The 23781-nt window shown below is 47.5% G+C and carries 25 protein-coding genes; 11 read left to right on the top strand and 14 right to left on the bottom strand.

Going from position 1 to position 23781, the window contains the following annotated elements; genetic code table 11:
- Positions 1–116 precede the first annotated feature (116 nt).
- Positions 117–1022: a hypothetical protein gene (locus ACFPK9_RS12015; RefSeq protein ID WP_377095146.1), complete on the top strand. Its 906-nt coding sequence runs from the start codon at positions 117–119 to the stop codon at positions 1020–1022.
- A 55-nt stretch (positions 1023–1077) separates the two neighbouring features.
- Here the strand turns inward: ACFPK9_RS12015 and ACFPK9_RS12010 are convergent, their stop codons facing one another.
- A complete protein-coding gene (locus tag ACFPK9_RS12010; protein ID WP_377095144.1) occupies positions 1078–1203 on the bottom strand; it encodes an entericidin A/B family lipoprotein in 126 nt (41 codons plus the stop codon).
- Positions 1204–1773: 570 nt separating this feature from the next.
- Entirely contained in the window at positions 1774–2547 is a 774-nt protein-coding gene (gene yaaA / locus ACFPK9_RS12005; protein WP_377095143.1) for a peroxide stress protein YaaA, read from the bottom strand.
- Positions 2548–2652: 105 nt separating this feature from the next.
- On the opposite strand from yaaA, the gene ACFPK9_RS12000 reads away from it, so the two are divergent.
- Entirely contained in the window at positions 2653–3507 is an 855-nt protein-coding gene (locus tag ACFPK9_RS12000) for a DUF1853 family protein (protein ID WP_377095142.1), read from the top strand.
- Between the two features lie 8 nt (positions 3508–3515).
- On the opposite strand, the gene ACFPK9_RS11995 is transcribed toward ACFPK9_RS12000, so the two are convergent.
- On the bottom strand, positions 3516–4226 hold the full coding sequence (locus tag ACFPK9_RS11995; RefSeq protein WP_377095141.1) for a spermine/spermidine synthase domain-containing protein: 711 nt from the start codon (positions 4224–4226) through the stop codon (positions 3516–3518).
- Between the two features lie 109 nt (positions 4227–4335).
- Here ACFPK9_RS11995 and ACFPK9_RS11990 point away from each other — a divergent pair, with 109 nt between their 5' ends.
- Complete coding sequence (locus ACFPK9_RS11990; protein ID WP_377095140.1) at positions 4336–5817, top strand: NAD(P)H-hydrate dehydratase; 1482 nt, start codon at positions 4336–4338, stop codon at positions 5815–5817.
- A gap of 57 nt (positions 5818–5874) precedes the next feature.
- Here the strand turns inward: ACFPK9_RS11990 and ACFPK9_RS11985 are convergent, their stop codons facing one another.
- A complete protein-coding gene (locus tag ACFPK9_RS11985; protein WP_377095139.1) occupies positions 5875–6423 on the bottom strand; it encodes a DUF4136 domain-containing protein in 549 nt (182 codons plus the stop codon).
- A 424-nt stretch (positions 6424–6847) separates the two neighbouring features.
- Between ACFPK9_RS11985 and ACFPK9_RS11980 the strand changes: the two genes are divergently transcribed.
- Complete coding sequence (locus ACFPK9_RS11980; RefSeq protein WP_377095138.1) at positions 6848–7711, top strand: helix-turn-helix transcriptional regulator; 864 nt, start codon at positions 6848–6850, stop codon at positions 7709–7711.
- Here ACFPK9_RS11980 and ACFPK9_RS11975 read toward each other — a convergent pair.
- Positions 7700–8521, bottom strand: coding sequence for an NAD-dependent epimerase/dehydratase family protein (locus ACFPK9_RS11975; protein ID WP_377095137.1), 822 nt, complete (start codon positions 8519–8521; stop codon positions 7700–7702). The genes ACFPK9_RS11980 and ACFPK9_RS11975 overlap by 12 nt on opposite strands.
- Before the next feature lie 10 nt (positions 8522–8531).
- Complete coding sequence (locus ACFPK9_RS11970; protein ID WP_377095136.1) at positions 8532–9941, bottom strand: hypothetical protein; 1410 nt, start codon at positions 9939–9941, stop codon at positions 8532–8534.
- Positions 9942–10046: 105 nt separating this feature from the next.
- On the opposite strand from ACFPK9_RS11970, the gene ACFPK9_RS11965 reads away from it, so the two are divergent.
- Positions 10047–10844, top strand: coding sequence for a TIGR00282 family metallophosphoesterase (locus tag ACFPK9_RS11965; protein WP_377095135.1), 798 nt, complete (start codon positions 10047–10049; stop codon positions 10842–10844).
- Positions 10845–10911: 67 nt separating this feature from the next.
- Here ACFPK9_RS11965 and ACFPK9_RS11960 read toward each other — a convergent pair whose 3' ends face one another.
- The gene (locus ACFPK9_RS11960; protein ID WP_377095134.1) at positions 10912–11775 is read right to left on the bottom strand and encodes a DUF4339 domain-containing protein; all 864 of its coding nucleotides are present in this window, start codon (positions 11773–11775) and stop codon (positions 10912–10914) included.
- An 81-nt stretch (positions 11776–11856) separates the two neighbouring features.
- The gene (locus ACFPK9_RS11955; RefSeq protein WP_377095133.1) at positions 11857–12606 is read right to left on the bottom strand and encodes a M14 family metallopeptidase; all 750 of its coding nucleotides are present in this window, start codon (positions 12604–12606) and stop codon (positions 11857–11859) included.
- A 68-nt stretch (positions 12607–12674) separates the two neighbouring features.
- On the opposite strand from ACFPK9_RS11955, the gene ACFPK9_RS11950 reads away from it, so the two are divergent.
- Together ACFPK9_RS11950 and ACFPK9_RS11945 are read left to right on the top strand one after the other, a co-directional pair.
- Positions 12675–13571 (top strand): D-hexose-6-phosphate mutarotase, encoded by an 897-nt coding sequence (locus tag ACFPK9_RS11950; RefSeq protein WP_377095132.1) that lies wholly within the window; start codon positions 12675–12677, stop codon positions 13569–13571.
- Entirely contained in the window at positions 13565–14575 is a 1011-nt protein-coding gene (locus ACFPK9_RS11945) for an A/G-specific adenine glycosylase (RefSeq protein WP_377095131.1), read from the top strand. Before ACFPK9_RS11950 ends, ACFPK9_RS11945 begins: the two co-directional genes overlap by 7 nt.
- On the opposite strand, the gene ACFPK9_RS11940 is transcribed toward ACFPK9_RS11945, so the two are convergent.
- Entirely contained in the window at positions 14572–15126 is a 555-nt protein-coding gene (locus tag ACFPK9_RS11940; protein WP_377095130.1) for a plasmid pRiA4b ORF-3 family protein, read from the bottom strand. The genes ACFPK9_RS11945 and ACFPK9_RS11940 overlap by 4 nt on opposite strands.
- 113 nt (positions 15127–15239) lie before the next feature.
- Here ACFPK9_RS11940 and ACFPK9_RS11935 point away from each other — a divergent pair, with 113 nt between their 5' ends.
- The 4 genes from ACFPK9_RS11935 (at position 15240) to ACFPK9_RS11920 (ending at position 18893) form a co-directional block, all read left to right on the top strand.
- Positions 15240–15938: a hypothetical protein gene (locus ACFPK9_RS11935; protein WP_377095129.1), complete on the top strand. Its 699-nt coding sequence runs from the start codon at positions 15240–15242 to the stop codon at positions 15936–15938.
- A 380-nt stretch (positions 15939–16318) separates the two neighbouring features.
- Positions 16319–17203, top strand: a complete 885-nt coding sequence (locus ACFPK9_RS11930; RefSeq protein WP_377095128.1) for a hypothetical protein — start codon at positions 16319–16321, stop codon at positions 17201–17203.
- A gap of 131 nt (positions 17204–17334) precedes the next feature.
- On the top strand, positions 17335–17754 hold the full coding sequence (locus ACFPK9_RS11925) for a hypothetical protein (protein ID WP_377095127.1): 420 nt from the start codon (positions 17335–17337) through the stop codon (positions 17752–17754).
- Positions 17755–17768: 14 nt separating this feature from the next.
- Positions 17769–18893 carry a hypothetical protein gene (locus tag ACFPK9_RS11920; protein ID WP_377095126.1) on the top strand — a complete coding sequence of 375 codons (1125 nt, stop codon included), beginning with the start codon at positions 17769–17771 and terminating at the stop codon, positions 18891–18893.
- Between the two features lie 170 nt (positions 18894–19063).
- Here the strand turns inward: ACFPK9_RS11920 and ACFPK9_RS11915 are convergent, their stop codons facing one another.
- The 5 genes from ACFPK9_RS11915 to ACFPK9_RS11895 all read right to left on the bottom strand — a co-directional run bounded on the left by ACFPK9_RS11915 (position 19064) and on the right by ACFPK9_RS11895 (position 23756).
- On the bottom strand, positions 19064–20416 hold the full coding sequence (locus tag ACFPK9_RS11915; protein ID WP_377096635.1) for an IS5 family transposase: 1353 nt from the start codon (positions 20414–20416) through the stop codon (positions 19064–19066).
- A gap of 188 nt (positions 20417–20604) precedes the next feature.
- A complete protein-coding gene (gene ppnP / locus ACFPK9_RS11910; RefSeq protein WP_377095125.1) occupies positions 20605–20919 on the bottom strand; it encodes a pyrimidine/purine nucleoside phosphorylase in 315 nt (104 codons plus the stop codon).
- Between the two features lie 54 nt (positions 20920–20973).
- Entirely contained in the window at positions 20974–22263 is a 1290-nt protein-coding gene (gene hisD, locus ACFPK9_RS11905; RefSeq protein WP_377095124.1) for a histidinol dehydrogenase, read from the bottom strand.
- A 128-nt stretch (positions 22264–22391) separates the two neighbouring features.
- On the bottom strand, positions 22392–22958 hold the full coding sequence (locus tag ACFPK9_RS11900; protein ID WP_377095123.1) for a DUF420 domain-containing protein: 567 nt from the start codon (positions 22956–22958) through the stop codon (positions 22392–22394).
- A gap of 78 nt (positions 22959–23036) precedes the next feature.
- Complete coding sequence (locus ACFPK9_RS11895; RefSeq protein ID WP_377095122.1) at positions 23037–23756, bottom strand: SCO family protein; 720 nt, start codon at positions 23754–23756, stop codon at positions 23037–23039.
- Between the last annotated feature and the right edge of the window lie 25 nt (positions 23757–23781).

Raw genomic sequence — 23781 nt, 5'->3', positions numbered from 1 at the left:
TCCCTCCACATCTACATAGAACAGCCTCGCTACAAACAAACCTTCTTGTTTTAAGTCCAGACATCTAGACACTTACATAATATTCTGCTAGAATGTGTTTTTAACACACAAATAATATGGAAGCTGTTATACAAACCCCCTATCACGAATCTCTCTGCACCCCAATTACCAGCGGACATCACATTGCTGACCTACTTATTGGGAATCTCCCTCTTAAAGAACTCATGGCCACGGAACTCCGCCGTGCAGGTTTTGAAGTCACCGATCTAGAATCAGCCAACACTGCCACAGTTCACTTACCTCTCGACCACTGGGTTGACGTTGGAGCTCTCTGCCTCCTCGCCAGACAAGATCCCGGCACCTGTATGTATGATAGTGATGGTGATTTAGTCGCATGGAAAGGCTGCGATGAAGTCGACCAATGCCAATACAAAATCGTCACTGAAGCCGATTGCTTCCGCATGCGCTACCCATGGGAAATTTTACAAGTCAACTCCGCAGTCATTTCAGCACTTCCCGGAAACGAAATCGAAGGCGATGTCAGCCCGCTCGCTAAAATTGATGGAATCGCACACATTGGCTCAGGGACTAAAATCCTCCCAGGTGTTGTCATCGAAGGAAATGTCTCTATTGGAACCGATTGCCGTATCGGCCCCAATTGCTACATCCGTGGCAATACCAGCATCGGTAACAATTGTATCGTCGGAAATGCCGTGGAAATTAAAAACTCGCTGATTGCCCATCATACCTCCGTTGCACATCTCTCCTATGTCGGAGACTCAATCTTGGGATCACATGTCAATATCGGACCAGGCACCATCATTTCCAACACCCGTCACGATGGAAAGAACCACACCTGTTCCATCAACGGTGAAGACATGGATACCGGCCTAGAAAAACTCGGTGCCTTCCTCGGTGACGGTGTCCGTACTGGCCCCAATACTGTCATTCAGCCAGGTGTTCGTATCGGCAACGCTCGCACCACCTCTGCTGGAGCCATCATCAGCTCAGACATGATGTAAAAAAGCGCTGGGAACACCCAGCGCTTACTTTAATTTTTTAGCGTATCAGATTCGCTTAGCGATCTGCTGCGCTGCTCAAAGCCTGACCTCCCGCACTGATATCACGACCAATGCCTTCCATGGTCTGGCAAGATGTTAAACTGAGCGCGGCTAAGCCAAGTAGTGCGAGAAATGCTTTCATGTGATTTTTCATAACTAAAATTCATTTAGCACTGGATATATAAAGCTGCAAAGCCAAATTTTAGAAGAGCTCCCTTGCATTGGCTCCCCATACGGGATGGTCGACTACCGGTAAACTATAAAGCCAAACTGGTGATTACCCCACTCACCATCCAGTGCAAAGCCTGGTCAAATACTATATCCGTACCAGAGGCCAGTTCGACCCGATTCATTATCCAGCCTATTCCTAGCGACAAGATGAATAGCATATATTCTACGCAAGATTCTGCACACTCATGATAGAGCGCTAATCTCGGTTGAAACCTCTCTGTTTAGGTAACGCTCAATAAAAAGCTAAACATCCTTCACCTTAGCCCTAAATCCGTCAGCCCCCCCGACGGCAATTCAAACCCGACAATCGTGATCGCCTAAAGCGCGTCCAGCCACGAAAACTAAGCAACGCTCAATCCCATATCCGTAAAAAATACGGTAAATATAGGGTAGTAGAATCGCGCGTTAAATCACACGCGAAACCAACCAAACCTTCTTAACTAAATCTTGTTCGCCCGGCCGGTTACTCATCGCTGGAACCCTATTGTTCCGCTCTTAGAAAGACAAGGTCCGTATCAGTAGACGCCTCAGGGTCAAACTGATAACCAGCCGTCATGAAATGCTTAAGACCTTCTACATCATCGATCCCATTTCGGACAATGTAATCAGCCATCATCCCACGCGCTTTTTTCGCGTAAAAAGAAATCACCTTATACTTCCCATTCTTTTCGTCCTTAAACTGCGGAGTAATCAGGGTCCCATCCAGCTCTTTTTTCTTCACTGAAGAAAAGTACTCGTTAGAAGCCAAATTTACGACCAGGTCATTGCCGCTTACTTTCAAGTCTTTGTTCAGCAATTGCGTAATCTTACTGCCCCAGAATTCATAAAGGTTCTTGCCACGTTCGTTCTCTAACTTCGTACCCATCTCGAGACGATACGCTTGCATTAAATCCAACGGGCGTAACACACCGTATAAACCTGATAGAATTCTAACCTTCTTTTGAGCCTCTGAAAAGTCATCCGCTAACCACTCAGAAAGCTCCATCCCCTGATACACGTCCCCCGTAAAAGCAAATAAAGCCTGCCGACTATTCTCATGAGAAAAATCCTTTTCCCATTGCACATAGCGCTCAGCATTCAGCTCCGCTAGCTTATCACTGATCGACATCAAACTCCCCAATTCAGCGGGAGTCATCGCTCTCAACTGTTGCACCAAAACCTCTGAATCATCCAGCAAACGCGGCTTGGTATGCTTCTTAGTTGGAAGTTCAGAATCGTAATCCAGTGACTTTGCAGGTGAAAGAAGAATGAGCATGCGCTTACTCAAGCGTGTTAGGGAAAAAATGCAAGAATCAGCCTCCGCTTATACTCAGTATTAGAAGATGCTTTGCCGCGCGCAGCATTGAAGCTAAAAAACCACATGCCCTTTCACCCAAGTCAACAAATTCCAAGCGAGCACGAAGCTCTCTTTTCCAGGGCTATTCTCGATAGCTTACTCACCCAGCCCCTTATGCTGGGAGACCTCCCGAATTCCTCAACATTCTCGCTTCAGCAAACATCTCTCCCCACTCCCACTCCCTCACTCAAGTTCAATCAAAAACTCGGACACCTCTACGAAGACGCACTCGCCGAGCTCCTACAAGCTAGCGAAACCTACAAACTCATCACCACCAACCTGCAGCTCATCACCCCAGAAAAACAAACTCTAGGTGAACTCGACTTCATTCTTTGGAATAAAAAAAACCACCGCTGCATCCACCTAGAACTGGCTGTCAAGTTCTACCTCATCCACTCCCACAACGACCAACTGCATTATCCAGGACCCGATGCTCGAGACGACTACCAGCGCAAACTCGAACGCCTCACCAGTCACCAACTTACTCTCACCCAACAAGACAAAACCCGTGCCCTCATGAGCCAATTCACCGACATGGGGCCCATCAAAGTTCAACACCTCGTTCACGGCATTTTCTTCGCACACATCAGCACCCCAAACAGCCCACTTCCACCACATGCATCACCTCAGGTAAGGAGACGACCATGGCTCTACTGTCACGAACTGAAGAAAGTACAATCCAGCTCTGAACCGATTAAAATCATTCCAAAACAACTCTGGCTCTGTGAAATCACCCCAGAATTATTTGATGCTCTCGTCACTGTCAGCTTCGATGAATTAAGCGACCTCGCCCAACAACGCTGTACAATGTGGACCAACAGCCCAGGCAGCACACCCCACTTTCTCGTCCCAGATACCTGGCCACAGCATAGAAAATAGCAGCAAGCTTAAGGGCGTCTGTGATCATTCTGAGATACGTAATCGCCATTGCGAGCAAGCCAAATGGTGTGCATCCGGCGCTTCCGCCCTTTGTGTGATGCCGGCACTTCGACATCAGACACGTCGAACTGGGCTTTGCGAAGCAACTTGGTGAATTTCTTATCTGGATACGCAGACCATACCGCTAAAATCCCACCCGGTTTCAATGCCGCCTTGGCAGCCATCAGCCCCTCCATCGTATAAAGACTGGCATTCTCTTCTCCATGAAATGCACTAGGACCATTGTCCACATCTAACATAATCGCGCTATATTCAGATTTAGCCTCAGCTATAATCTTCTGTACTGGTGAAACTTTAATCGAAATCCGCGGGTCATCTAACAAACCTGGATGTAATCCTTTCAAATACGTTTTATTCCAGTCCACCACGCCTTGTGTGAGTTCTGCCACATCAAACTTAGCGCCATCCTGCGGCAAACTCTCCACCGCTGCAGCCAAGGTAAAACACATTCCCAAACCACCGATTAGCACCTTTGGCTGACGCGCTGGACGAAATGGCTGACACGCCATTCGGGCCAGCTCCTCCTCAGAACCGTATGCAATACTCGTCATCAACCGTTCACCCTTTGAACTAATAAAAAATTCCCCATCGTGCTCAAAAAGATCGAGCGGTTCACCCTCTGGAGTCACTGTTTCTGCTAGCTTGATGTATTGCTTCATAATCTGCTGTGTCCTGCAGCCATAGCACGACTCACCCCTCTTGCAAAGCTCTTGCGAGCATTACAAAAAATACGTGGCCGCATATGCTCCGAATTGCTACATTCCATCTATGCAATCCGTATCCTGCCAATCCATGCGCGCCATAGAAGACCGAGCATTCGCAGTGCACAGCACAGCCGAAGCACTCATGGACGAAGCTGGCTATAAAATCGCGCAGAAAATCCTGCATTACTACCCACAGCTTCAACACGCCACCGCCTACCTCGGAAAAGGACACAATGCTGGCGACGCCATCGTCGTCCTCCAGCATCTCCAACAAGCAGGCTGGACCGTAAACCTACAAACGCCTCTCCGTCTCAACGACTTCGCACCACTCACTCAGAAAAAAATCAACGCACTTGGAAGCGAATATCTTCAGAACCAGCAACCCCCAGCCCCCAAAAGCCTTCTCATAGATGGCCTCCTCGGCATAGGCGCCAGCGGCCCATTGCGCGACCCCATCACTACACTTGCAAAATCAATAAACCATCACCGCAACAAACTCGACTGTACTGTTATCGCACTAGACATCCCCAGTGGTGTCAATGGCGACACCGGTGAAATAGCAAAAAATGCCGTACTCGCCGACCACACCATCACTATTGGCTACCCCAAAATAGGTATTCTAAAAAGTAATACCGTCCAACACGTCGGCGCCTTGAGCTTAGTCACACTCCCCGAGCTCCAACCTCAAAACGCCGAACTCGCCCACCACCCACACCTCATCTGCGAACATACTCTCACGCGAAAGCGCAGAGATTTCGATACCCATAAAGGGCAAACTGGCCGCGTCGCCATCTGGGCGGGTTCCATGGGAATGTTGGGTGCTGCAGAATTATCTGCCACTGCCGCATTACGCGCTGGTGCTGGTCTCGTCACAGTATTTATCGAACCCTCACTCTACCCTATTTTGGCGAGTATGCTTCCTCCTGAGATTATGCTGCGCCCCTGTACTTCACCATTAAAAATATTAGAAGAGCGCTTTGACGCTATCGCCATTGGCCCTGGTATCGGCTCTCCCTCTGAAGACATTTCAAACCAACTCATAGAAGTAGTGAGACAAACCAGCGTTCCCACAGTTCTCGATGCCGATATGCTCAACCTCATCGCGAACCAACAAGCTCTCCCCGAACTCACCCACCACTGCATTCTCACCCCACACCCCGGCGAGATGCGGCGGCTCCTACCAAACGCGACCCGTCTCAGCCGAGAAGAAACCGTTAAACAATTCCTTGAACTCGTTCCCGTCACTCTGCTCTACAAAGGAGCCCGCACACTGATCGCACAAACAAACTCCCCACTTTTCATCAATTCCACTGGTTCCCCAGCAATGGCCACAGCCGGTCAAGGAGACGTGCTCACCGGTCTTATTGCAGGACTCTGTGCTCAAAAATACGACCAGCTCGAAGCCTCCAAAATCGCAGTCTGGCTAGCGGGTGAAGCCGCACAGATCGCACTCGCCTCTGGCTCAGAAACTATAGAGACACTCACCGCTGGCTCCATTCTACAACACCTTCACTTCGCCTTCTCTCAACTGCCTCGAACTACATAAAAAAAACTCCCAGCCCCTTCCGAGGCTGAGAGTTTTCAATAAATAGTGTTCTACTCCTTACTTAAAGAACGGAGCAAGCGCCTCGTTCACTGCCGCATTCACACGAGCTGCACGCTGGGAGCTAGATGCACCTTTCACAATATCACCCACGGCCACATTGCGGAATACCAATTTGTTAGTCTTTGCATCAACTACATCCACCACTAAACCTGCACGCTCAAAATAATCTGGGCGATCACCCTTGATCACTCCACGCTCATGCGCCAGGCCTAGGATCGCATTCGCATCACGTCCATAACCGAAATAATCATCATACGATGTAGTCATCGCATTGTCTTGATAGATCACCATGTAGGCCACTACTAAGTCTGCATTAGGCTGATTGTATGCAAGCCCGCGGCTCGAAAATTGTTGTTTGAGGGAATTTTGAATCAGGCCATGTACTTGTTTTTCTACAGCTGTCTGAGACACTTCATTCGGTGCACGCTTCACAAGTCGTGCGGATTGATAACCCTTACTATTTCCCTTCGGCATATCTACGCTCGAAGAACAGGAGGTAAATACCGCAGCACAGGCGGCAACGGCAAGTAAACGTAATGCTGTCATGACCACATTTCTAACGACAGCCTAACCAATCCACAAGAACTAATCACTATAGAAAACATTAGAAAACCCCATAGCCTAATGAAAGACTACGGGGTTTTACCTTGGACCAACACCCATTGATCCACTGTTCTCACACAGAATTTGTTATGAATAAATAGTTCTTTTTCAGTGACCGTTTCGCTTCAGCCCCTTTTTTGCGGCGTCATACTGGAAAATATCGTCATCACCTCCGACGCCGCAAACCTGCACATTTCTCCAGATTCTTGCTAACGGCAGCTTGTGCTTTCCTAGCGCTCAGACGTACAAAAACGCCAAAATACGCAAGCTGCCATCATTCCACAGCAAGCCACCGCTAAATCTCTTTAAAAACGCTCGAATACTTTTTATTATTGATATTGAGTCTCATTATATAAATACACAGTCAATGACGCGTAACCTTCACGGCAATTTAGATTCAGACGGCTTTTGCCTGTTGCACTGCAGCAGTAAAGAACCCGTCGATCTCGCCCAGGATGCGCTCCATTTTGTGCTCAATCTCAATGGCATGGGCGTCTGGATGAGTCAGCAACTCCGGATTAACCTTGTTGCCAGCACCCTCGCGGTATTCCATTACGCCTCCAATGACCAACTGATTGCCTCGAGAATCCCATCGGAAGATCAAGACAGTTACGTGATACTCAGTGTAACAAAACCATGGATCAAAAAGAGTTTTGGCTCGCGAGCTGAAGCACTCCACCCTTCAGTGAAATCGATCATTTTCGACAGCCAGAACATTTCTGGAACCATTGGCAAGGTCCGTAGTATGAGTCTGCGAGAAAAAGAAATTGCCAACGAGTTTGTCTCCCCTCCAGTACCTTCCGCTGCTCAAGCATTTTGGTATCCAGCAAAAATATTTGAGATCCTCACACTACACCTTTTCGCTCCTCCCACACTCAACACCGCAGAACCCTTCTGTAGCCAAATCAAGAGGCAACAAAGCGACCGTATCGATAAGGCGATCAATTGGCTCAACGAACACCTCGATGAATCGCTCAACCTCCAAGCCATCGCTGCTCACGCAGGCTGCGCTCCACACTACCTGAGCCGCCAGTTCAAAAAACACACTGGCATGACATTAAAGCAAAAACACCGCGAACTACGCATCGACCACGCCGCGCAGCTCCTCCTTGATGGCGACTTCAATGTCACCGAAGCAGCGCTAGAAGTCGGCTACAGCTCGCTTTCTCACTTCTCGAAAGCATTCCAAGAGGTCAAAGGAGAACGCCCGTCCGAATTCTTACAGAGTTAAACTCACCTCAGCGGCAGCTTCTGTGAATGATTCGTATTTAGGCCGCCACCCCGTGCTAACTAACTTCGCATTCGACACCGCCTTGTGTGACCACCCCCGCTTACTATTAAGCTTTCTCGACGCAGACGGAGGTAGAGGTTTCTCAAAAATGCGAGCCAGCTCGCGATACGTCTCTATTTGAGATTTAGGACTCGAATCACACACATTGTAAATTTCTCCGCGAGCATCTGCTCGATCTAATAAATGGACAATCGCCGACGCGGCATCCCACTGATGAATGTGATTGAGAATCCGTTCCCCACCCTCTTCCATCGACGCCTCACCAGAGAGAAACTTTTTCAATAAATACGACCGACCATTGCCGTAAATTCCTGCCAAGCGCGCCACAATTCCATTCGACTTTAAGATGGCTGCCTCTGCTTCTAACAAAATTTTACCAGTCTCACGGTCAAGTACAGTCAGTGAATTCTCATCCACACAAGTTCCATCAGTTTGTGGATACACTGAAGTGCTCGATGTGAATAAAATGGGAATACTTGGGAACAACTCCGCCAGATTACAACAACCATCTAAATAAACTTGTTGATAAGTCTCCACCCCACCTCCAGAGGCACTGGCGCAATGCACCACATGCGTCGGCTTCTCTATCCTGTTCTTCAGCTTCTGTAGAGAATTTTCAGAACCCACATCTGCATGCTCGTCGGCCATTCCTGTTCGGTTCACCGTGGTGACTCGCCACCCGTTCATACGAAACATCTCTGCTGCGCATTTACCCACAAAACCGTTTCCAACTAACAATACATGCTTCATTGACTCTCCTCTACTTCCCTTCCAGCTCTTCACTGCCCTTACTCGTATAATAATCCACTAGGCCTTTAGTCACCGCAGTCACATACTCTTGATAAATAGAAGGACGCAACCGTTGATTGATATATCTCAAGCCAGAATAATCTCCCACTTGCATCCGCGTGTACGAATCTTTGCCATTCATCAAGTAAGGCTCGTAAAACACCACTGGGCAATCGTAGAGGCGATTCGCCAGAAGATTTCTCGCCCATAGATAAGGATTATCAGCCACATTTACAGCCCTACTCGAATTCGCAGAGTATTGATAAGGCGGTAATTCAGCTTCAGCCGCAAAGCTCACTGCAGCAGCCTTCGCCAAACCAACTTCCTCCTGATGCACACCTTGCACAATCTTAAGCACCATCTTGAAACGCTCGTCATCATGCGCAACTTCACCTTCCGTGTACGCTCCATTTAAAATCATGTGAAAATGCTCATCTTCTAACAAAATAGGATTTTCAGGATCAGGCTGAGCTCCTGCATTAAAATGAATACAAAGTACTAAATCTGGCTTTATTTTCTCATTTACCAAAAGTGCTCGCGCACGAATCTCCCCATTGCGATAAAATAATTTAGCCGCCTCGCGTTCTAAAGTCGCTCCAGAAAGCACAGCATTTTTCTGCTCTAACTTACTTTTTGCGTAACCCAAGTAATCATCTGGACGAAAGGGATTCACCGGTTCGTTTTTCACTCTCAATAAAGTCACGGAAGCCCCAAGATTTTCTAGCTGCTCCACCAATAATGAAGCCACAGTTAAGGTCATATTCCCCTCTTGAATGGGCGGAGCCCCTTCTGCCAACACAAATTGACGTTCCTCTAACTGTGCATAACTCCCTCCTATGTGCCCAGGGTCGATCGCGATCTTAATCCCCAATAAGGGGCTACTTTCGTTCATCTCAATAAAACTATCCCGCCCCTTCCAATACGAACTCGGTTGTTTCTCAACAACATCATTCTTAAATGCTAACCGATACTCCCGATCTTCGTCCGCTGCATGCGTGCGAATAACTACCTGCTCCTCTTCAAAGCTAAACCACTTTTCCCAATAATCCCCAACCGTAAACACCTTCGTAAGTAAGTGCTGAAATTCCTCCTTGCTCATCGTGTATTGGTAATCATCGAGCTCTAACCAGTTTGGCTCCACTCCTAAATCGGCCAAGTTAACATCGTACTTCGCAGGGATCAGTATACTAGATTCTTCCTCCACTTCACTTACTACCACCTCTTCTTCTCCATCATCTGTAAAGTCCACCACAGCCTCTTCTTTGACAGAATCTGGCAAGCTTGGCGGCTGCGTCTGAGAAATCACTGACTGCATCACAAAGGCTGCTATCACGACAGCGACAACTAAACTGGTTTCGAGGGCTATATTTTTACGGGCCATGTTTTTGGGTTCGGGCTGGTATCCATCCACTCGCTGTGGTTTGGTCTCTTGAGCTCGGAGTGATTGTACATAGCACTACGAACGAAACGAAGACCAAGTTACGCAATGCGCATTCTTTTTTTAGGTGACATCGTCGGAGAACCCGGCAGAAAGTCCGTCCTCAAATTCCTCAAATCCATTCAGCAAGAACATTCTATTGATTTTACCATCGTCAATGGTGAAAACTCTGCAGGTGGCCGTGGCATTACCCCCAAAATAGCCAATGATCTCTTTAAGGAAGGTGTTGATGTCATCACGACTGGTGATCATGTCTGGGATCAAAAAGAACTCGCGGAGCACCTCGATACTGAAACCCGCATCCTCCGCCCACTTAATTACCCAGCAGGCGCACCCGGTCATGGTTGTATTGTAATCAGCACGCCAAAAGGCCAAATCGCCGTTCTCAATGCCCAAGGCCGTACCTTTATGGGCCAAGCATTAGAAAATCCCTTCCTCCTCGTGGAAGAGCAAGTGCAACAGCTCCACCAACAAGGAGTCAAAATGATCTTTCTCGACTTCCACGCAGAGACTACCAGCGAAACCATCGCCATGAGCTACCATCTCGATGGTAAAGTTTCCGCAGTGATCGGAACTCACACCCACGTCCAAACTGCCGATGAACGCATTCTCTTAAACGGCACAGCTGCACTCACTGATGCCGGAATGTGTGGCCCTGAAACCTCAGTGCTAGGCAGAAGTGTCGAAAGTATCGTCTACCGCTTTAAATCATCACTCCCCACACGTTTCCCCGTGGCCAAAGGTCCTGTTAGACTCTGTGGAGCCATAGTCGACATCTGCGAAGAATCAGGAAAAGCTACAAAAATTGAACGCTACAACAGACTCTTAGAAGCCAGAGAAATGTAAATGCTCACCAGCATGATCAACCTTGAGCATCCAAACTAGTAGCTATCAAACCCGAAATTAGTTTGCTCTACTCACCACTTCGTTTGCGCTGACTCTTTTCTCGTTCCTCACGTTCTTTTTCCTCCAGCTCCTTGCGTCGTTCTTCGGCCGCCTCAGCTTTTTCTTTGCTGTGTTTGAGCCGCGTACTGAATGAGGTCTGATACTTATAAGCATCGATCATCCCCTGAGTGACTGAAAAAAGATTCACACTCTGCGGGTTTAAACCGGTAAATAAGCCAGAAAACGGCAGAGCAAGCATTGCTAAAAACAGTAAAAAATACGCTAAAGCCGCCTTACCAAGGCGCTTCTTGCGTTTAAAATTTTGAGGAGTAAATAAGCAGACAAAAAAGATGAAAAAATTCCAAATCGGTACAAACACTGTCACTCCCAACCAAGCAGGATAACCAGCATGGCGCATGCGACTCACTGACATTTGACACAGTGCTAACAACAACAAGGTAAGAGGTACGATATATTGAAGCTTATTGCGAACCACAGTACTCACATCAATGATCTGATACACTTGGAGTTCAGTCAGAATCACCACCCCGATCAATATTGGCACTGTCCATCCAATATAGAAAAAGCAATTATATAAAGCTCTCGAAGCTCCTCTACAAATAAGATCTTCTTCCTTGCTATCTGAAGAGGCGGCATGGCGCACATTGGCCTCTGTTTGACGCGCAGCTTCGCGCACCTTTTTTAAAGTAGAAGCAAAGGCTTTACAGTCTGCCAGTTCCTCCCACTCCTTCATCCCTTCACGCCACACCTGAGTAGACTCAATATAAAGTTCTTCATTAAGAAGCATCTCACAGAGGGTGTCACGTGTCACTGGGCCACGTCGGTGACCAAGTGCCATATAAAACCATTCCTTTTCTTCACGACTTGCCATATTCTCTGTTAGTAATAACTCTATCTAGTAGAGAGAATCACGACAAGCTCTAAACGTCTGCTTTAAAAATACAACCTTGATTTATAAAGGCATCCGTAAAGCCGCCCGAACAGCCACCTTGTGCGCTTCGATGCGTTTACCAATCGCCAAGCTACTCGGAGTCTCAAATGTAAATGACAGAGGGCACCCACGCATCGCCAAATAAATTGCTTCAGGCCACAGCTCTGGCTCGTCTGGCTTATTCTCATGATAAATCCACCCCGCTTCACGCACTGCATGATCATCGATCACAGCTTCTCTTTCCATTGGCATAACCGAGCTAATCACTTGCACCATTCTATCATATCTTTGAGGTCTATCATCCGCCTGATTGATCTCATAAAAATAAAACCCGCTACTCTCCCAATCCTCATGCAGCGATATTGCAAAATCGACATCTAAAGAATCTAACAAGTTTGCATGACTTGCTATTTCCACACTCTGCTTCTTCAAATAATCCCTATTTAAATCGAGACCCTGAAAATTCTCTCGTCTATTAGCAGCCAAGCCGGTCGGATTGATCACTGGGCAGAGCACCCAAGACACGGGTTCGTCCAGAATCCCCTCTTCGATCAGCTCTAACAACGCCAACGGCCCAGCAGGCTCGTCACCATGTATCCCAGCTGAAAGATAAACTAAGCGTTCCGCATCGGGACGCAGTAAGTGATACGCATACACAGAATAGCCTTCCACCTCAGCTAGCAACTGATGTTCAGCTCCTGCGCCACTAAGAGCCTGATGATAATCTTTAATGAGCTTATGCACGTCCATCCCCGCGAGTATTTCACGCAAATCAGCTGAGACAAGCTAGGATATAAAACAATCGTTGACTCTCTGCGCAGCGAGGTAACTCTACCTCTATGGCACCCAAGCTTGATCCATCACACGCAATTCCATCAGAAATCTGGTTCGAAGAAATTGCCCCAGACTACCCGGTTATTCGCATACGCAACCAACACGCTACCGCCACCATTGCCCTCCATGGTGCTCACGTGATAGATTATACCCCCAGTGATCAGCAAGCTATCATCTTCACTAGCCGTGATGCAATATACCAAGAAGGTAAAGCGATTCGCGGAGGCGTCCCCGTTTGCTGGCCCTGGTTTAATGCTCACCCCACCGATCCCTCCATGCCATCTCACGGTTTTGCTAGAAACCGCTTCTGGCAACTCACCGCCAGCCAAAGCATCGAGCAAGGAACTCAAATTATTCTCGAGCTAGATACCAACGCCATCGAACTCTGGTCGCACTCTACCAAACTCACCCTCACGATCACCGTAGGAAAATCTTTATCGATCAAACTCACCACCACCAACCTCAGCGAAGCTCCACTAACAATAGGCGGCGCGCTCCATTCATACCTCACAGTCGGCGACATTAAAAAAATTCAGATCACCGGGCTCGAAGATACAAACTTCACCGACACCATCACAGGCAAACAGAAAAAGCAACAGGGAGCTATCGAGTTCTCAGGTGAAACTGACAACGTCTATCACAACACAGACACTGCTACCACCATTCACGATCCGCTCCTAAAACGCGAAGTCACTGTCGAAAAAAATGGAAGCCAATCTACTGTCATCTGGAATCCGTGGACCGAAAAGTCATCAACTCTTCCCGACTTGGCAGATGATGAATTCCCACAATTTGTCTGCATCGAAGCAGCCAATGCTCACAAAGATCTCTACGAGCTCAACCCCGGTGAATCTCACTCTCTCATCACCATTATCAGTTCCAGACCTCTCAGCGAATGCTAGCCACTCAGGATACCAAATCATTCCAACATGCTCTATTGGCATGGTACACCTCCGTCGCAAAAGACTATCCGTGGCGCCAAACGACCGACCCTTGGCACATTCTCGTCTCCGAAGTCATGCTTCAGCAGACCCAAGTTGCCACAGTCTTAGGAAAAGGTTTCTACACCCGCTTTCTTGAAAAATATCCAACCCCAGCGTCGATAGCCAACGCACCGGAACAAGACATTCTCAGTGCTTGGGAAGGGCTCGGATATTACCGACGAGTTCGCAATCTGCAAAAAGCAGCTCGCGCCATTTGTGAACAGCACAAGGGAATATTCCCCACACAGCACGCAGCCATTCTCGCTCTCCCCGGAATCGGTCAATACACCGCAGGGGCCGTTTCCTCATTCGCTTACAACCAACCGCAACCCATCGTCGACGCCAATGTCGCGCGCATTTTCTCTCGCCTTTTCGACTACCAAGAGCGCGTCGACAGCTCAGCCGGCACAAAGCAACTCTGGCAATGGGCAGATCAACTCCTATCCCACCACGAGCCACGGCTCCACAACTCCGCACTAATGGAACTCGGCCAGCAAGTTTGCTCGAACAAGTCTCCTCAGTGTCTACTCTGCCCCATCAAACCATGGTGTCAGACCAAAAACCCCGAAGACCTCCCTATCAAAAAAGCACGAAAAAAAACAGTCCTCGTCGATGAACTCTGCATGCTCGCCATCTGCGATGGAAAAATACTCCTTCATAAAGCCGCAGACTCAGCACGCCGCTCCGGCATGTGGAAGCTACCAGAACGCGAACACCATGAGCTTGAAACTCAGGACTTACTCCTCAAGACTAACTACGCCATCACTCACCACAAAGTCACGCTCTACATTTACCAAGCACCTGACAAGACAGAACCTGCCACTGGCGAAGCCTGGCACTCGCTTGACTCGCTCGACAAGCTCCCCATGCCTAGCCCCTTCAGAAAAGCCCTAAACAGCTTGCTAGAAGACTACTTCGTCTAAGAAATTTTCACCTTCTTAAGGCGAGCCGTCGCAGCTTTCCGGTCGAATTTTTCAGGATCGTAGCTATCATCTAACCAATCTAAATCCCCCTCCAGACAAGCTTGGTACCCATGCGCACCGCCTGCATCTTCTGGTGGACAATTCCTCTCACCACCGAGTAATTTCGCCACAGGCTCCTCAGATTCTTCCTTCGAAGAAAACGCCACTTCATGAATCCAGTCCTCTCGAAAATCGTAGCGGTACAGCATGCGGAATGGAAAACGCTTGCGCCCAAACAACTCCTTGAGTGTCGTTACATTCTCATCGCGAAAATCATCGCCCTGCACAATATCTTCATCCACAGAAGCAATCACACTCGTAAGTCGCTTCCCCTTGCCATGGCGAAACTCGTGAAGATGCTTATCCTCCCAGCCCATGGCTGCTTGAATCACTTGATGAAGTTCTAAAAAAGTCGCACTCGCTGGGACCGATACTTCCCGCCAGATCATTGGCTCGATCTGATACAACATGACCTTAAAAATGTAATGCTCTGAAATCACTTTGCTAGGCATGTGATCATCTAAATCATAAGATTAGGAAATGAGCAAGAGCGTGAAAAAAAATCATCCATTTCGCAACCCTTCCCCAACTCCCCTGTTTCACTTATCAGAAACCAACAACCGAAATGATGAATACCATAAAAAACACCCTCACAACACTCTCCACCCTTAGCCTTATTACCATCAGCGCTTCCCAGGCGTTCGCTAAACCCGGCCCATTTGGTCCCAGACGCGGCTCCAATACTCCAGTAGCACCAGCAGTGCGCCCTCTCAATGTCGATGCTTCAGACTTCGGTGCGCTCAGAGATAAATTCATTGCCTACCAGCTTCTCACCAACGGAGGAGCTAAATACTACGGTAAAAGTGACCAAACACTCAGAGCCGAGCACATCTCGATCTATCAAATGATCCAGCGCCTGACCCTCGAAGATCGCCTCGCCGAAGAAGACGCCCGCGAATACATCGAAGAACTATTCACTATCGGCGAACTCCATCTCACCTCTCCTGACACTGCAGCAGCTTACCAAAAACTTGAAGGCCTTAAACAGGACATCCGCTCCGAAGCCAAAGAGAAGGTTCCAGCCGAAGCTCTCACTCCTAGATTAAACCGTATGCAGTTTCATATGGAAGAAGCGATTCGCTTTGGAGAAGAAAATGAAAACCTCAGCACCGGCGAACTCAGCTCTATCCGCAGAAAACTAGACTCCCTCGAATCCAAAGAAGATAAATACAAAACAGACGACGAAATTTCTGACCGTGAACGTGAAAAATTAATCCAAGAAGCTTTAGAAATATGGAGAGACGCTCTTGACGATTTTGATTAGACTTTAGGACAATAAACATCACAAAAAAGATACCCTAGACTTCGTTCTCAGGGTATTTTTATTTATATCCCTTAACAAATAAGCAAACTCACATGAACACCTTTTCTGAAAAAGGAAGAAATCCTAGAAAAAAACAAAAAATGTACATAGTCAGCAAATACTTACAACTTAAGTGAAATCCAAGACATCAACCTTCCAGCACAAAAAAATAGCAAGAATATTCAATTTACATCCCACCTCGTTTAAAGTATATATTTCTCATGCTGCTTCTGTTAAGCAGAAAACCATCAAACTTCAAAAGCCATTCACCCGATTCGATTATCATTAGATGACAACTAACCTCCTCCCTTAAAAAAATACTACAAACCACTACACCGACAATGAAACTAAAATCTCTACTAAAAATGGTTAGCGCTTCAGCACTCCTTAGTGTTTCAGCGTACGCCTCCTCTACAACTACAACTACAACTAACGACAACGGCGATACAGTTGTTACAGTCATAACAAAAGAAGGAAACGTCACCACCACCGTCGTGACCACTACGGACGCCATCGGCAACCAAACAATATCCACCAAAACAGTTACAGATGAGGAAATAGTTGAAATCTCTCGAGGCTTCTTAACACTTCCTGACTATGTAAGTAGAAACACCACACCAGATGTTTCATGGGATGTAGTAGAAGATGTCACATTGAATCAACTGATCGACACCTCGGTCAAAGAGATCAAAGTTAAGCAAGCCATCAATGTGAAAGTCACTGTCCTCGGAACTGGCGTCACCAGAACAAGTACGACTACTACTGGTTCAGGTAAGAAGAAAAAGACAGTAACGACACTCTCATCCGTTCCAACAACAGGGAAGATGCAGGTGGGCAACCAAGCTTGGGCTACAGTTCATACTGGAAATGAAGATTACGTAGTTCTCAACAAAATCACTTATGAGACAACTGCAGAACCAGGAGACTCTTTCAAATTCCAAGCCTGGTATGAAGGAGGCACCGTTCGCACTCACAATGATGATGAGGTTCTTACTCTTGTCAACGGCGATTCAATCCCTACAAACAAAGCTTCACATGAAGCAGTAGCCTCGGCAGAAGACTTCCTAAAGCCTTACCTTAACGTCGACAACACACTCAAACTAGGCTCTCTTGACTTCGTCTACGTTGCCGAACTCACGCACAACACTAGCCAAAAGAATGATTCTGGCTATGATCTGCAAGATTTGATTATCTTAGTCTCTGTTTCACCAGTTTACTCTAGATAGCCTCTTCTCTAGCCTACCCGTTTCTCGCATCTATGATTCTAGCTAAACATTCTTTTTCACTTACTTTCCTCATCGTAACTTGCGTTTCGACAGTACATGCTGAACCCCTTACACACCAGCAAATACTAGAATTGCAAAAGAAGAGTGCCGCCTCTCAGCCAGCTCGACAAGACGATCCATCGAAGTATAACATACCTTCTAAACCTGAAGAGAGTCTCCTAGACAGAGCCCAGATTTTAGGCAATGGTTCTACTTGGACGATGGTCCCAAAAACCTCAGTGCTGACTGTTCCTGAACGCCTCAAATCTAAATTACTGATAGCCCCCAAAGGAAAATTCGTAAATTGGAAAACCTTCCTCAACAGTAACCCCGCTTGGCTAGGTGTGGAAAAAGTGAATCTCCCCACTTCATCTGGAGTATCTAAAATCGACTTCGAACGCTTCACTAGCATCAATAGTAAAGATAAAATAATTATAGCGGTTCTCGGCAATGACCCCATAAGTGTTGAGCCTACTGCCATTGAAAAAGTTCCTCCCAAAACTTCTAAATAATTACCTGACACGAAATGAAAAAAATTATCATTGCTGGCGCTTCCTTAGCTCTGGGAGCCACATTACAAGCAAACGAGTTTACTCCCCTCATTGTCCAAACCTCGACCTTTACAGATAGTGCCACCCAATCCGTGAAATTCCTGTCGGGCACAGAAAACGCCTACACTGGAACTACTCAAGCGATCAAAGAAGACTTTGAACAAGATTCATTCGCATATGCCAAGTTTGAACTCTACACAATCCCTACCCAACTAAAAGGAACTGCTGATGCCGATTCAATCGCTGATGCCGTTGATTCCCAAAAGCTTTACGAAGGTATGACTGGTATCATTCCGTCAGCTGAAATAAAGATCCAAGCATTAGATAGAACTGACACTGGCATTCCTAAAACTCGTGTATCTGAACCAGTCGATATTGAGATTACCGTAAAGGATCTTCTACCCGATGACCCTGATGCTCTGGCAGCAACCAAATTCGTAAGCGTCGAACATAGCTACACACACTACGCTGATAACACTTTTTCAGTTACCCCTGAAGCTACTACCACTGAGGCTGCAGGCACGTATATTATTGAAAAAAACGGCGCTGACACCTATGGCGGACCTAGTTACATCACTCAAATACCTGCAGGTTCTGACGCAAACGCCATACGTGGTGAAGAAAAAATTACCGTAAACGCTCTTACCGGTGAGCTCGCCTCAGAAAAATTCATCGTTTGCCCGATGACTAAGGGAGAACTCCTTGGTATCGAAGAAGGCAAAACGTACAATACAGCCCCTAGTGTTGAAGCAGAACTCACTGATATCTACCCAGGGAAAAACAGCCTCGGCAATAGCTCGTTTTATGCTGTCATCTGTTACAAAGCAGACAAATTGGTTGACCAGTCCGAACTCACCCAAGAGTTCATCGATGAAAATTCCATAATAAACGTGAACACAACTAGCTATAGCAGACCAGACTCACACGTTGCTCCTGTAGATGTGACAAGACTTAAAAACCACCTCAACACAAATGGTATCGGGAAGTATCAAATGGAACTCATCCAATCTACAGTTTTCGGTATTGACCGAATGGCAGACAATGAACTCGACTACGATCCAAGAATCACGATTAACGGCAACATTTCAACAGCGGAATAGAATGAGCTTCGCTTTCCTTAAATAAAAAAATCACCTCAATTGGAACTGGTTACAAGTTAAGCAAACCACCGTTAAAACCATTCAATTCTAAGCGCGCTCTTACCCAGCGCGCTTTTCTCTTTAAAGTCATCTCCAAAAGTTATTTTGTCCCACGTTAAAAACAGCATTTTTCAAGCGTGTTGAAGCTCCGGTCTGTGGTCGGAGCTTTTTTGCGGAAAGAGAGTGCTGAGGATTTTGAGCAAAAAAGTGGCGAACCACTTGAGCAGAAGGCGCATATTGTGGCCTGCGCCACACAGGACTGCATTGATCTTATCTCCATGCTTGCCGTGAAGATAATTGCGTCCTAGGTGACCGTCGGTTTTCATGTGTCCGATGACTGGCTCGACCGCGGAGCGTCGCCGAAGTTCTCTTTTGATCTCGGGAGTCACGCCACGGATTTGTCCGCTGCGAAAGACTGCGCGCTTGTCTGGGTAGTCGTGGCCGACATAGCCTTTATCCACGTAGATGCGTTTGGGTTTGATGCCGCTGATGGCTCGGGTTGCCTGAATGACCCGATTAAGGGTATGGCCGTCGTAAAGTCGGCCTTCGATGGCTTCGCTGTGCAGAACGAACAGACCGCCTGCAGAGCGTTCCATCGGTGTGGTCACCGAAACTTTGATGCCAAATTCGTAGGGTTTGTGCGCCTTGCCTTTGGCGATGCATTCAACCTCCGGGGCGTGCCAGCTGTAGATCTTCACCTTGTCGCGTGATTTCTGCGTGCGGATGAGGAAGGCTTTGTAAAATGGCAGGCGAAAGGTCTCTTCGAGGTCCGCGTTGCCATTGATTTTGCGGGCGATGTCGCGCTCCACGCGGCCAAGACGTCCCTTGAGTTTTTTGAGAGTCTTGCGCATGCGTTTGAACTGTTTGGCATGGGCGTAGCGACCAGCCATGATGGCGAGTCGCTTGGCTTCCTTCGCGTAAGATTGACGCAGTTTGATGCCGTGGAGTTTTGCCATTTTTACAAGCTCTGTGAGTCCTCGCAAAGCGAGCTTGGCATCGGTGGGATGGGTGACGTTCTTGGGCTGGACGGTGGTGTCGACGATGACCTTGCTCAGGCTTTTAATGTCCAGGGCTCCTGTTTGATGCGCAACTCGTAGCAGTTCACTGATGAGGGTTTCGAGTTTCTTATCACCGATGCGTTTGCGCCAATGGGTCATGGAGCTGCGCTCGATCGGGAAGCGGTGCTGGAAATATTTTTCACCACAAAAGAGTTGGAAGTAGGGATTCTCTTTCCACTGTCGGCAGACTTCTTCGTCGGAAAGAGCCTTGGCATGTTTGAGTAGATGCAGGCCAACCATGAGTCGGGTGGGAATGGCGGCGCGCCCCGTGGTCGAGTACAATTCGCAGAGTTGTCCGTCGAGCCAGTCCCAGTCGATTTTCGCTGCTAAGACGACGAGCTCGTGGGTCGGGTCAAGAATATCGATGAGCAGAGGTTGGAACAGGTGGGCGGTTTCAGGTTGATTGGAATGCTTTGGTGGGCGCATACTGTTAGAAAAATCTACAAGGTTTACGCGCTGAGAAGGCGATTTCTTGTAGATCATTTAAAGAAAAAAGCGTGCTGGATAAGAGCACGCTTAGGATTGAATGATTTTAACGGGGGACCAATTACTCTCAAAAAAAAGCTCAGGCCCACCACAGCCTGAGCTTTTTTCGTATAATTAATCAATACATCTTAGTCGATGTAGGAGCACACGTATTGTGCTGACTCACTCACTACTTCCATCGTGAAGCCTGAATTCGCCTCAATATTAAAATGCTCACCAGCAGCATAGGTGTTAGTCTCATCAGACCCGTCGATTGTTACCTTACAAGTTCCATCGATCACATCCATCCGCTCAGCGGCGACTGTACCGAAGTGATAGCTCCCCTGAAAAGCCACACCGAAAGTCTTGGTGGAACCGTCTTCGAGAGTGACGCCGTGAGAAACGACCTTGCCGTCAAAGTAAATATTCGCGAGAGCTTTTGCTGTTACGTTGTTAAATTCCATGCTCGCATGCATAAGGCCTGAGTCTACTTCTGTGAAGTAATATCCTCGGTTAATTTAAGCATTTGCTCGAATACTTACGGAAGCCCCATGCGCATCGAGTCCTTCCACTCGTGCAAATTCTGTCACGTACTTCTCAGCCTTCTGCACGCTCGCTTGATCCATACGAACGATGCTTGTTCTGCGCTGAAATTGATCGGCTCGGATGCCTGAAAATGATTTACCTGAACCACCAGTAGGTAGCGTGTGACTGGGGCCTGCTAAGAAATCCCCCACCGCCACAGCGGCAAAATTACCCACGTAAATCGCTCCCGCAGTCTTCACCTGGTCAAGCCATCTGTCTTCGTCTTCCACAATGAGTGAAAGGTGCTCCGGCGCGAAAACATTACAGATGCGAATCGCTTCATCCAAATTTGGAACCACCAGAGCAAAGGTCCCATTGTCGAGCACTTGGCGAATGTACTCCGCACGTGAAAGCGACTTTATCTGACGCTCCACTTCCACCTCTACTTTAGCTAACAACTCAACCGAAGTCGTAGCAAAACCCACCACGCTATCTCCACCATGTTCAGCTTGCGCCAGCAAATCTGCAGCGACAAAAGCTGGATTCGCGGAGTCGTCAGCAATGATCAAAACCTCACTTGGTCCAGGTAACAGATCGATAGAAACCGCTCCCACCAACTGGCGTTTCGCCTCTACTACAAAACTATTCCCCGGCCCAAAAATCTTTTCCACAGGTTTCACTGTCTCAGTCCCCAGTGCCATTGCCGCCACAGCTTGCGCACCACCGACTTTGATAATTTGAGTCGCACCAGATTCTTTCAGAGCGTAAAGCAAGGACGGATTTACTTTCCCATCAGCGCCCGCAGGGGTCGCTGCTAAAATGTCTTTCACGCCCACCGCTTGGCCAATGGATGCAGTCATCAGCGCAGTTGAAACCAAAGGAGCCTTCCCGCCAGGAACATAGACGCCAACTCGGTCATAAGCCACGAAGCGCTCTCCCACTTCTGCGCCTTCAGTATTTGTACACTTCCAATCCTGGCGCATGCTTTTCTTCGCAAATGCGTGCACATTTTTCTTCGAAGCCGCAATAGCCTCCTTCACTGAATCCTCCACCAAGGCCTCAGCTTCTGCGAGTTCTTCCTCAGTCACAAAAAGTGTCTCGTCCGTCAGCGCAAGTTTATCGAAACGTTCCGTAAATTCAAAGACAGCCGCATTACCGCGCTGCTTCACCGCATCCACAATCCCTGCAACTGTCTCGTACAGCTCTGTACTAGGAATGGCCTGACGGTCTAACTGCTGAACGAACTCTGCATATTCAGCATCTTGATATCGAATGATTTTCATTTTTCTAGCTAGCACTACTATCCGCCAAATGCTCGTAGAGAAAGACCCTACGGAGTGACAAAGTCGCAGTGTGTTACGTTATTAATTTATTGCCCTTACCTATACCTCACAGCCGAAACTGGCAATGCTTAGTAATAAGGTTTGAGCAGGAGGTAACAAATCGGCCCAGTCACAGCCACATAAAGCCACATCGGAAATACCCAACGGGCCAACTTTCTGTGCTTAGCGAACTGGTTGGTAAATCCATTGATCCAAGTAAATAGGATAAATGGCAAACTCACGCCCGCGAGTACAATGTGTGTGATTAAGAGGAAGAAATACACAGCACGCATCATCCCCTCACCTCCATAACGTACTTCTTCGGTGGTGAAATGATAACAAACGTAACACAACAAAAAGAGCACCGACATCAGCATCGCCACACTGATCGCTCGCACATGGAGCTGGATATTCTTTTTCTTAATGCCTAACAACGCCACCACCAGCGAGATCGAAACAATAGTATTCAAAATAGCGTGAACTGGCGGAAGAAAGCTAAAGCTAAAGCCCTCTGGAAGCTCAATCCGTAATTCGGGACGACGCATCAATCCAACCAGAACGAGAACTACTGTAGTAAGAATCCAGGCCGTAATTTTAAGTTTCTTTCCCAGCGCCTCATTTGGCGTGCGCTGGAGATAGCTTTTATAGTCTTCCATGTCTTTGTATTAAATAACATTCATGAGACAGCAAATGAATCATGCCCTAATATTGAGCGAAAATGCATGCCAAAACCACTATTCATCGGCCTCTCCGACTGCAAGATCTACAACTTCCAACAACTGACTCTTCTTCGCTTCATAAAGCTCGTCTTGTCCACTTGATTTCAGTTCATAGAGATTCACTTTCGCGCGTAACTTTGAATCCGCATCAATCACCGCAATCCCCATGTCGTGGTTAATCGCATCAGCCGCACTCGTCTTGTCCTCATTGTCCGCAAAATCAATGTACCAAAGCTGCTCGCGGCAATACTTCGTAAGCTTCTCTTTCGGCACATTCAGCATCCACCACGAGTCGCTATCAGCCCCCCACACTTTCGCTGACTCTGCCAGCTTCTCAGGTGAATCAAAATCAGGGTCGAGCGTCACCGTCACAAAGTGCACATTCGGGTTCTCTTTCAGCTCATTGTGCAGCTCCTGCATGATCGTTTTATTGTGCCCAAGACACATGTTACAACGACTATAGAATTGAGCGAAAACAACTGCCTTCCCTTTTAAGTCGTACAAGCTTACCTCTTCACCATCCTGGTTCACTCCTTCCAGGTCCTCAGTAAGTTGCTTATCGAGCTTTGTAAGCGGCTTCACCACCTCTTCGATCACAATCGCATTTCGTCTTTCCTCACTTTGCTCAGCTTGTGAACTGCGCTGCTTTCCGAGCCACATAAAGACGCTAATCAAAACGATCGAGAGAACCCCAACTCCCACATAAATTAGAGTGATTTTTGTTTTATCCTTCATTATATCAAAATTTGCTTTCTCGGAC

This window comes from Rubritalea spongiae (assembly GCF_042652385.1).
Taxonomy (GTDB): Bacteria; Verrucomicrobiota; Verrucomicrobiia; order Verrucomicrobiales; family Akkermansiaceae; genus Rubritalea; species Rubritalea spongiae.
The sequence above is the reverse complement of the archived record's forward strand: the minus strand, read 5'-3'. Positions and strand labels throughout refer to the sequence as shown.

What these genes read in the sequence shown, in the direction of transcription:
- ACFPK9_RS12015 (WP_377095146.1), top strand. Translation starts at nt 117, where the DNA reads ATGGAAGCTGTTATACAAACCCCCTATCACGAATCTCTCTGCACCCCA.
- ACFPK9_RS12010 (WP_377095144.1), bottom strand. Translation starts at nt 1,203, where the DNA reads ATGAAAGCATTTCTCGCACTACTTGGCTTAGCCGCGCTCAGTTTAACA.
- yaaA (WP_377095143.1), bottom strand. Translation starts at nt 2,547, where the DNA reads ATGCTCATTCTTCTTTCACCTGCAAAGTCACTGGATTACGATTCTGAA.
- ACFPK9_RS12000 (WP_377095142.1), top strand. Translation starts at nt 2,653, where the DNA reads ATGCCCTTTCACCCAAGTCAACAAATTCCAAGCGAGCACGAAGCTCTC.
- ACFPK9_RS11995 (WP_377095141.1), bottom strand. Translation starts at nt 4,226, where the DNA reads ATGAAGCAATACATCAAGCTAGCAGAAACAGTGACTCCAGAGGGTGAA.
- ACFPK9_RS11990 (WP_377095140.1), top strand. Translation starts at nt 4,336, where the DNA reads ATGCAATCCGTATCCTGCCAATCCATGCGCGCCATAGAAGACCGAGCA.
- ACFPK9_RS11985 (WP_377095139.1), bottom strand. Translation starts at nt 6,423, where the DNA reads ATGACAGCATTACGTTTACTTGCCGTTGCCGCCTGTGCTGCGGTATTT.
- ACFPK9_RS11980 (WP_377095138.1), top strand. Translation starts at nt 6,848, where the DNA reads ATGACGCGTAACCTTCACGGCAATTTAGATTCAGACGGCTTTTGCCTG.
- ACFPK9_RS11975 (WP_377095137.1), bottom strand. Translation starts at nt 8,521, where the DNA reads ATGAAGCATGTATTGTTAGTTGGAAACGGTTTTGTGGGTAAATGCGCA.
- ACFPK9_RS11970 (WP_377095136.1), bottom strand. Translation starts at nt 9,941, where the DNA reads ATGGCCCGTAAAAATATAGCCCTCGAAACCAGTTTAGTTGTCGCTGTC.
- ACFPK9_RS11965 (WP_377095135.1), top strand. Translation starts at nt 10,047, where the DNA reads ATGCGCATTCTTTTTTTAGGTGACATCGTCGGAGAACCCGGCAGAAAG.
- ACFPK9_RS11960 (WP_377095134.1), bottom strand. Translation starts at nt 11,775, where the DNA reads ATGGCAAGTCGTGAAGAAAAGGAATGGTTTTATATGGCACTTGGTCAC.
- ACFPK9_RS11950 (WP_377095132.1), top strand. Translation starts at nt 12,675, where the DNA reads ATGGCACCCAAGCTTGATCCATCACACGCAATTCCATCAGAAATCTGG.
- ACFPK9_RS11945 (WP_377095131.1), top strand. Translation starts at nt 13,565, where the DNA reads ATGCTAGCCACTCAGGATACCAAATCATTCCAACATGCTCTATTGGCA.
- ACFPK9_RS11940 (WP_377095130.1), bottom strand. Translation starts at nt 15,126, where the DNA reads ATGCCTAGCAAAGTGATTTCAGAGCATTACATTTTTAAGGTCATGTTG.
- ACFPK9_RS11935 (WP_377095129.1), top strand. Translation starts at nt 15,240, where the DNA reads ATGATGAATACCATAAAAAACACCCTCACAACACTCTCCACCCTTAGC.
- ACFPK9_RS11930 (WP_377095128.1), top strand. Translation starts at nt 16,319, where the DNA reads ATGAAACTAAAATCTCTACTAAAAATGGTTAGCGCTTCAGCACTCCTT.
- ACFPK9_RS11920 (WP_377095126.1), top strand. Translation starts at nt 17,769, where the DNA reads ATGAAAAAAATTATCATTGCTGGCGCTTCCTTAGCTCTGGGAGCCACA.
- ACFPK9_RS11915 (WP_377096635.1), bottom strand. Translation starts at nt 20,416, where the DNA reads ATGCGCCCACCAAAGCATTCCAATCAACCTGAAACCGCCCACCTGTTC.
- ppnP (WP_377095125.1), bottom strand. Translation starts at nt 20,919, where the DNA reads ATGGAATTTAACAACGTAACAGCAAAAGCTCTCGCGAATATTTACTTT.
- hisD (WP_377095124.1), bottom strand. Translation starts at nt 22,263, where the DNA reads ATGAAAATCATTCGATATCAAGATGCTGAATATGCAGAGTTCGTTCAG.
- ACFPK9_RS11900 (WP_377095123.1), bottom strand. Translation starts at nt 22,958, where the DNA reads ATGGAAGACTATAAAAGCTATCTCCAGCGCACGCCAAATGAGGCGCTG.
- ACFPK9_RS11895 (WP_377095122.1), bottom strand. Translation starts at nt 23,756, where the DNA reads ATGAAGGATAAAACAAAAATCACTCTAATTTATGTGGGAGTTGGGGTT.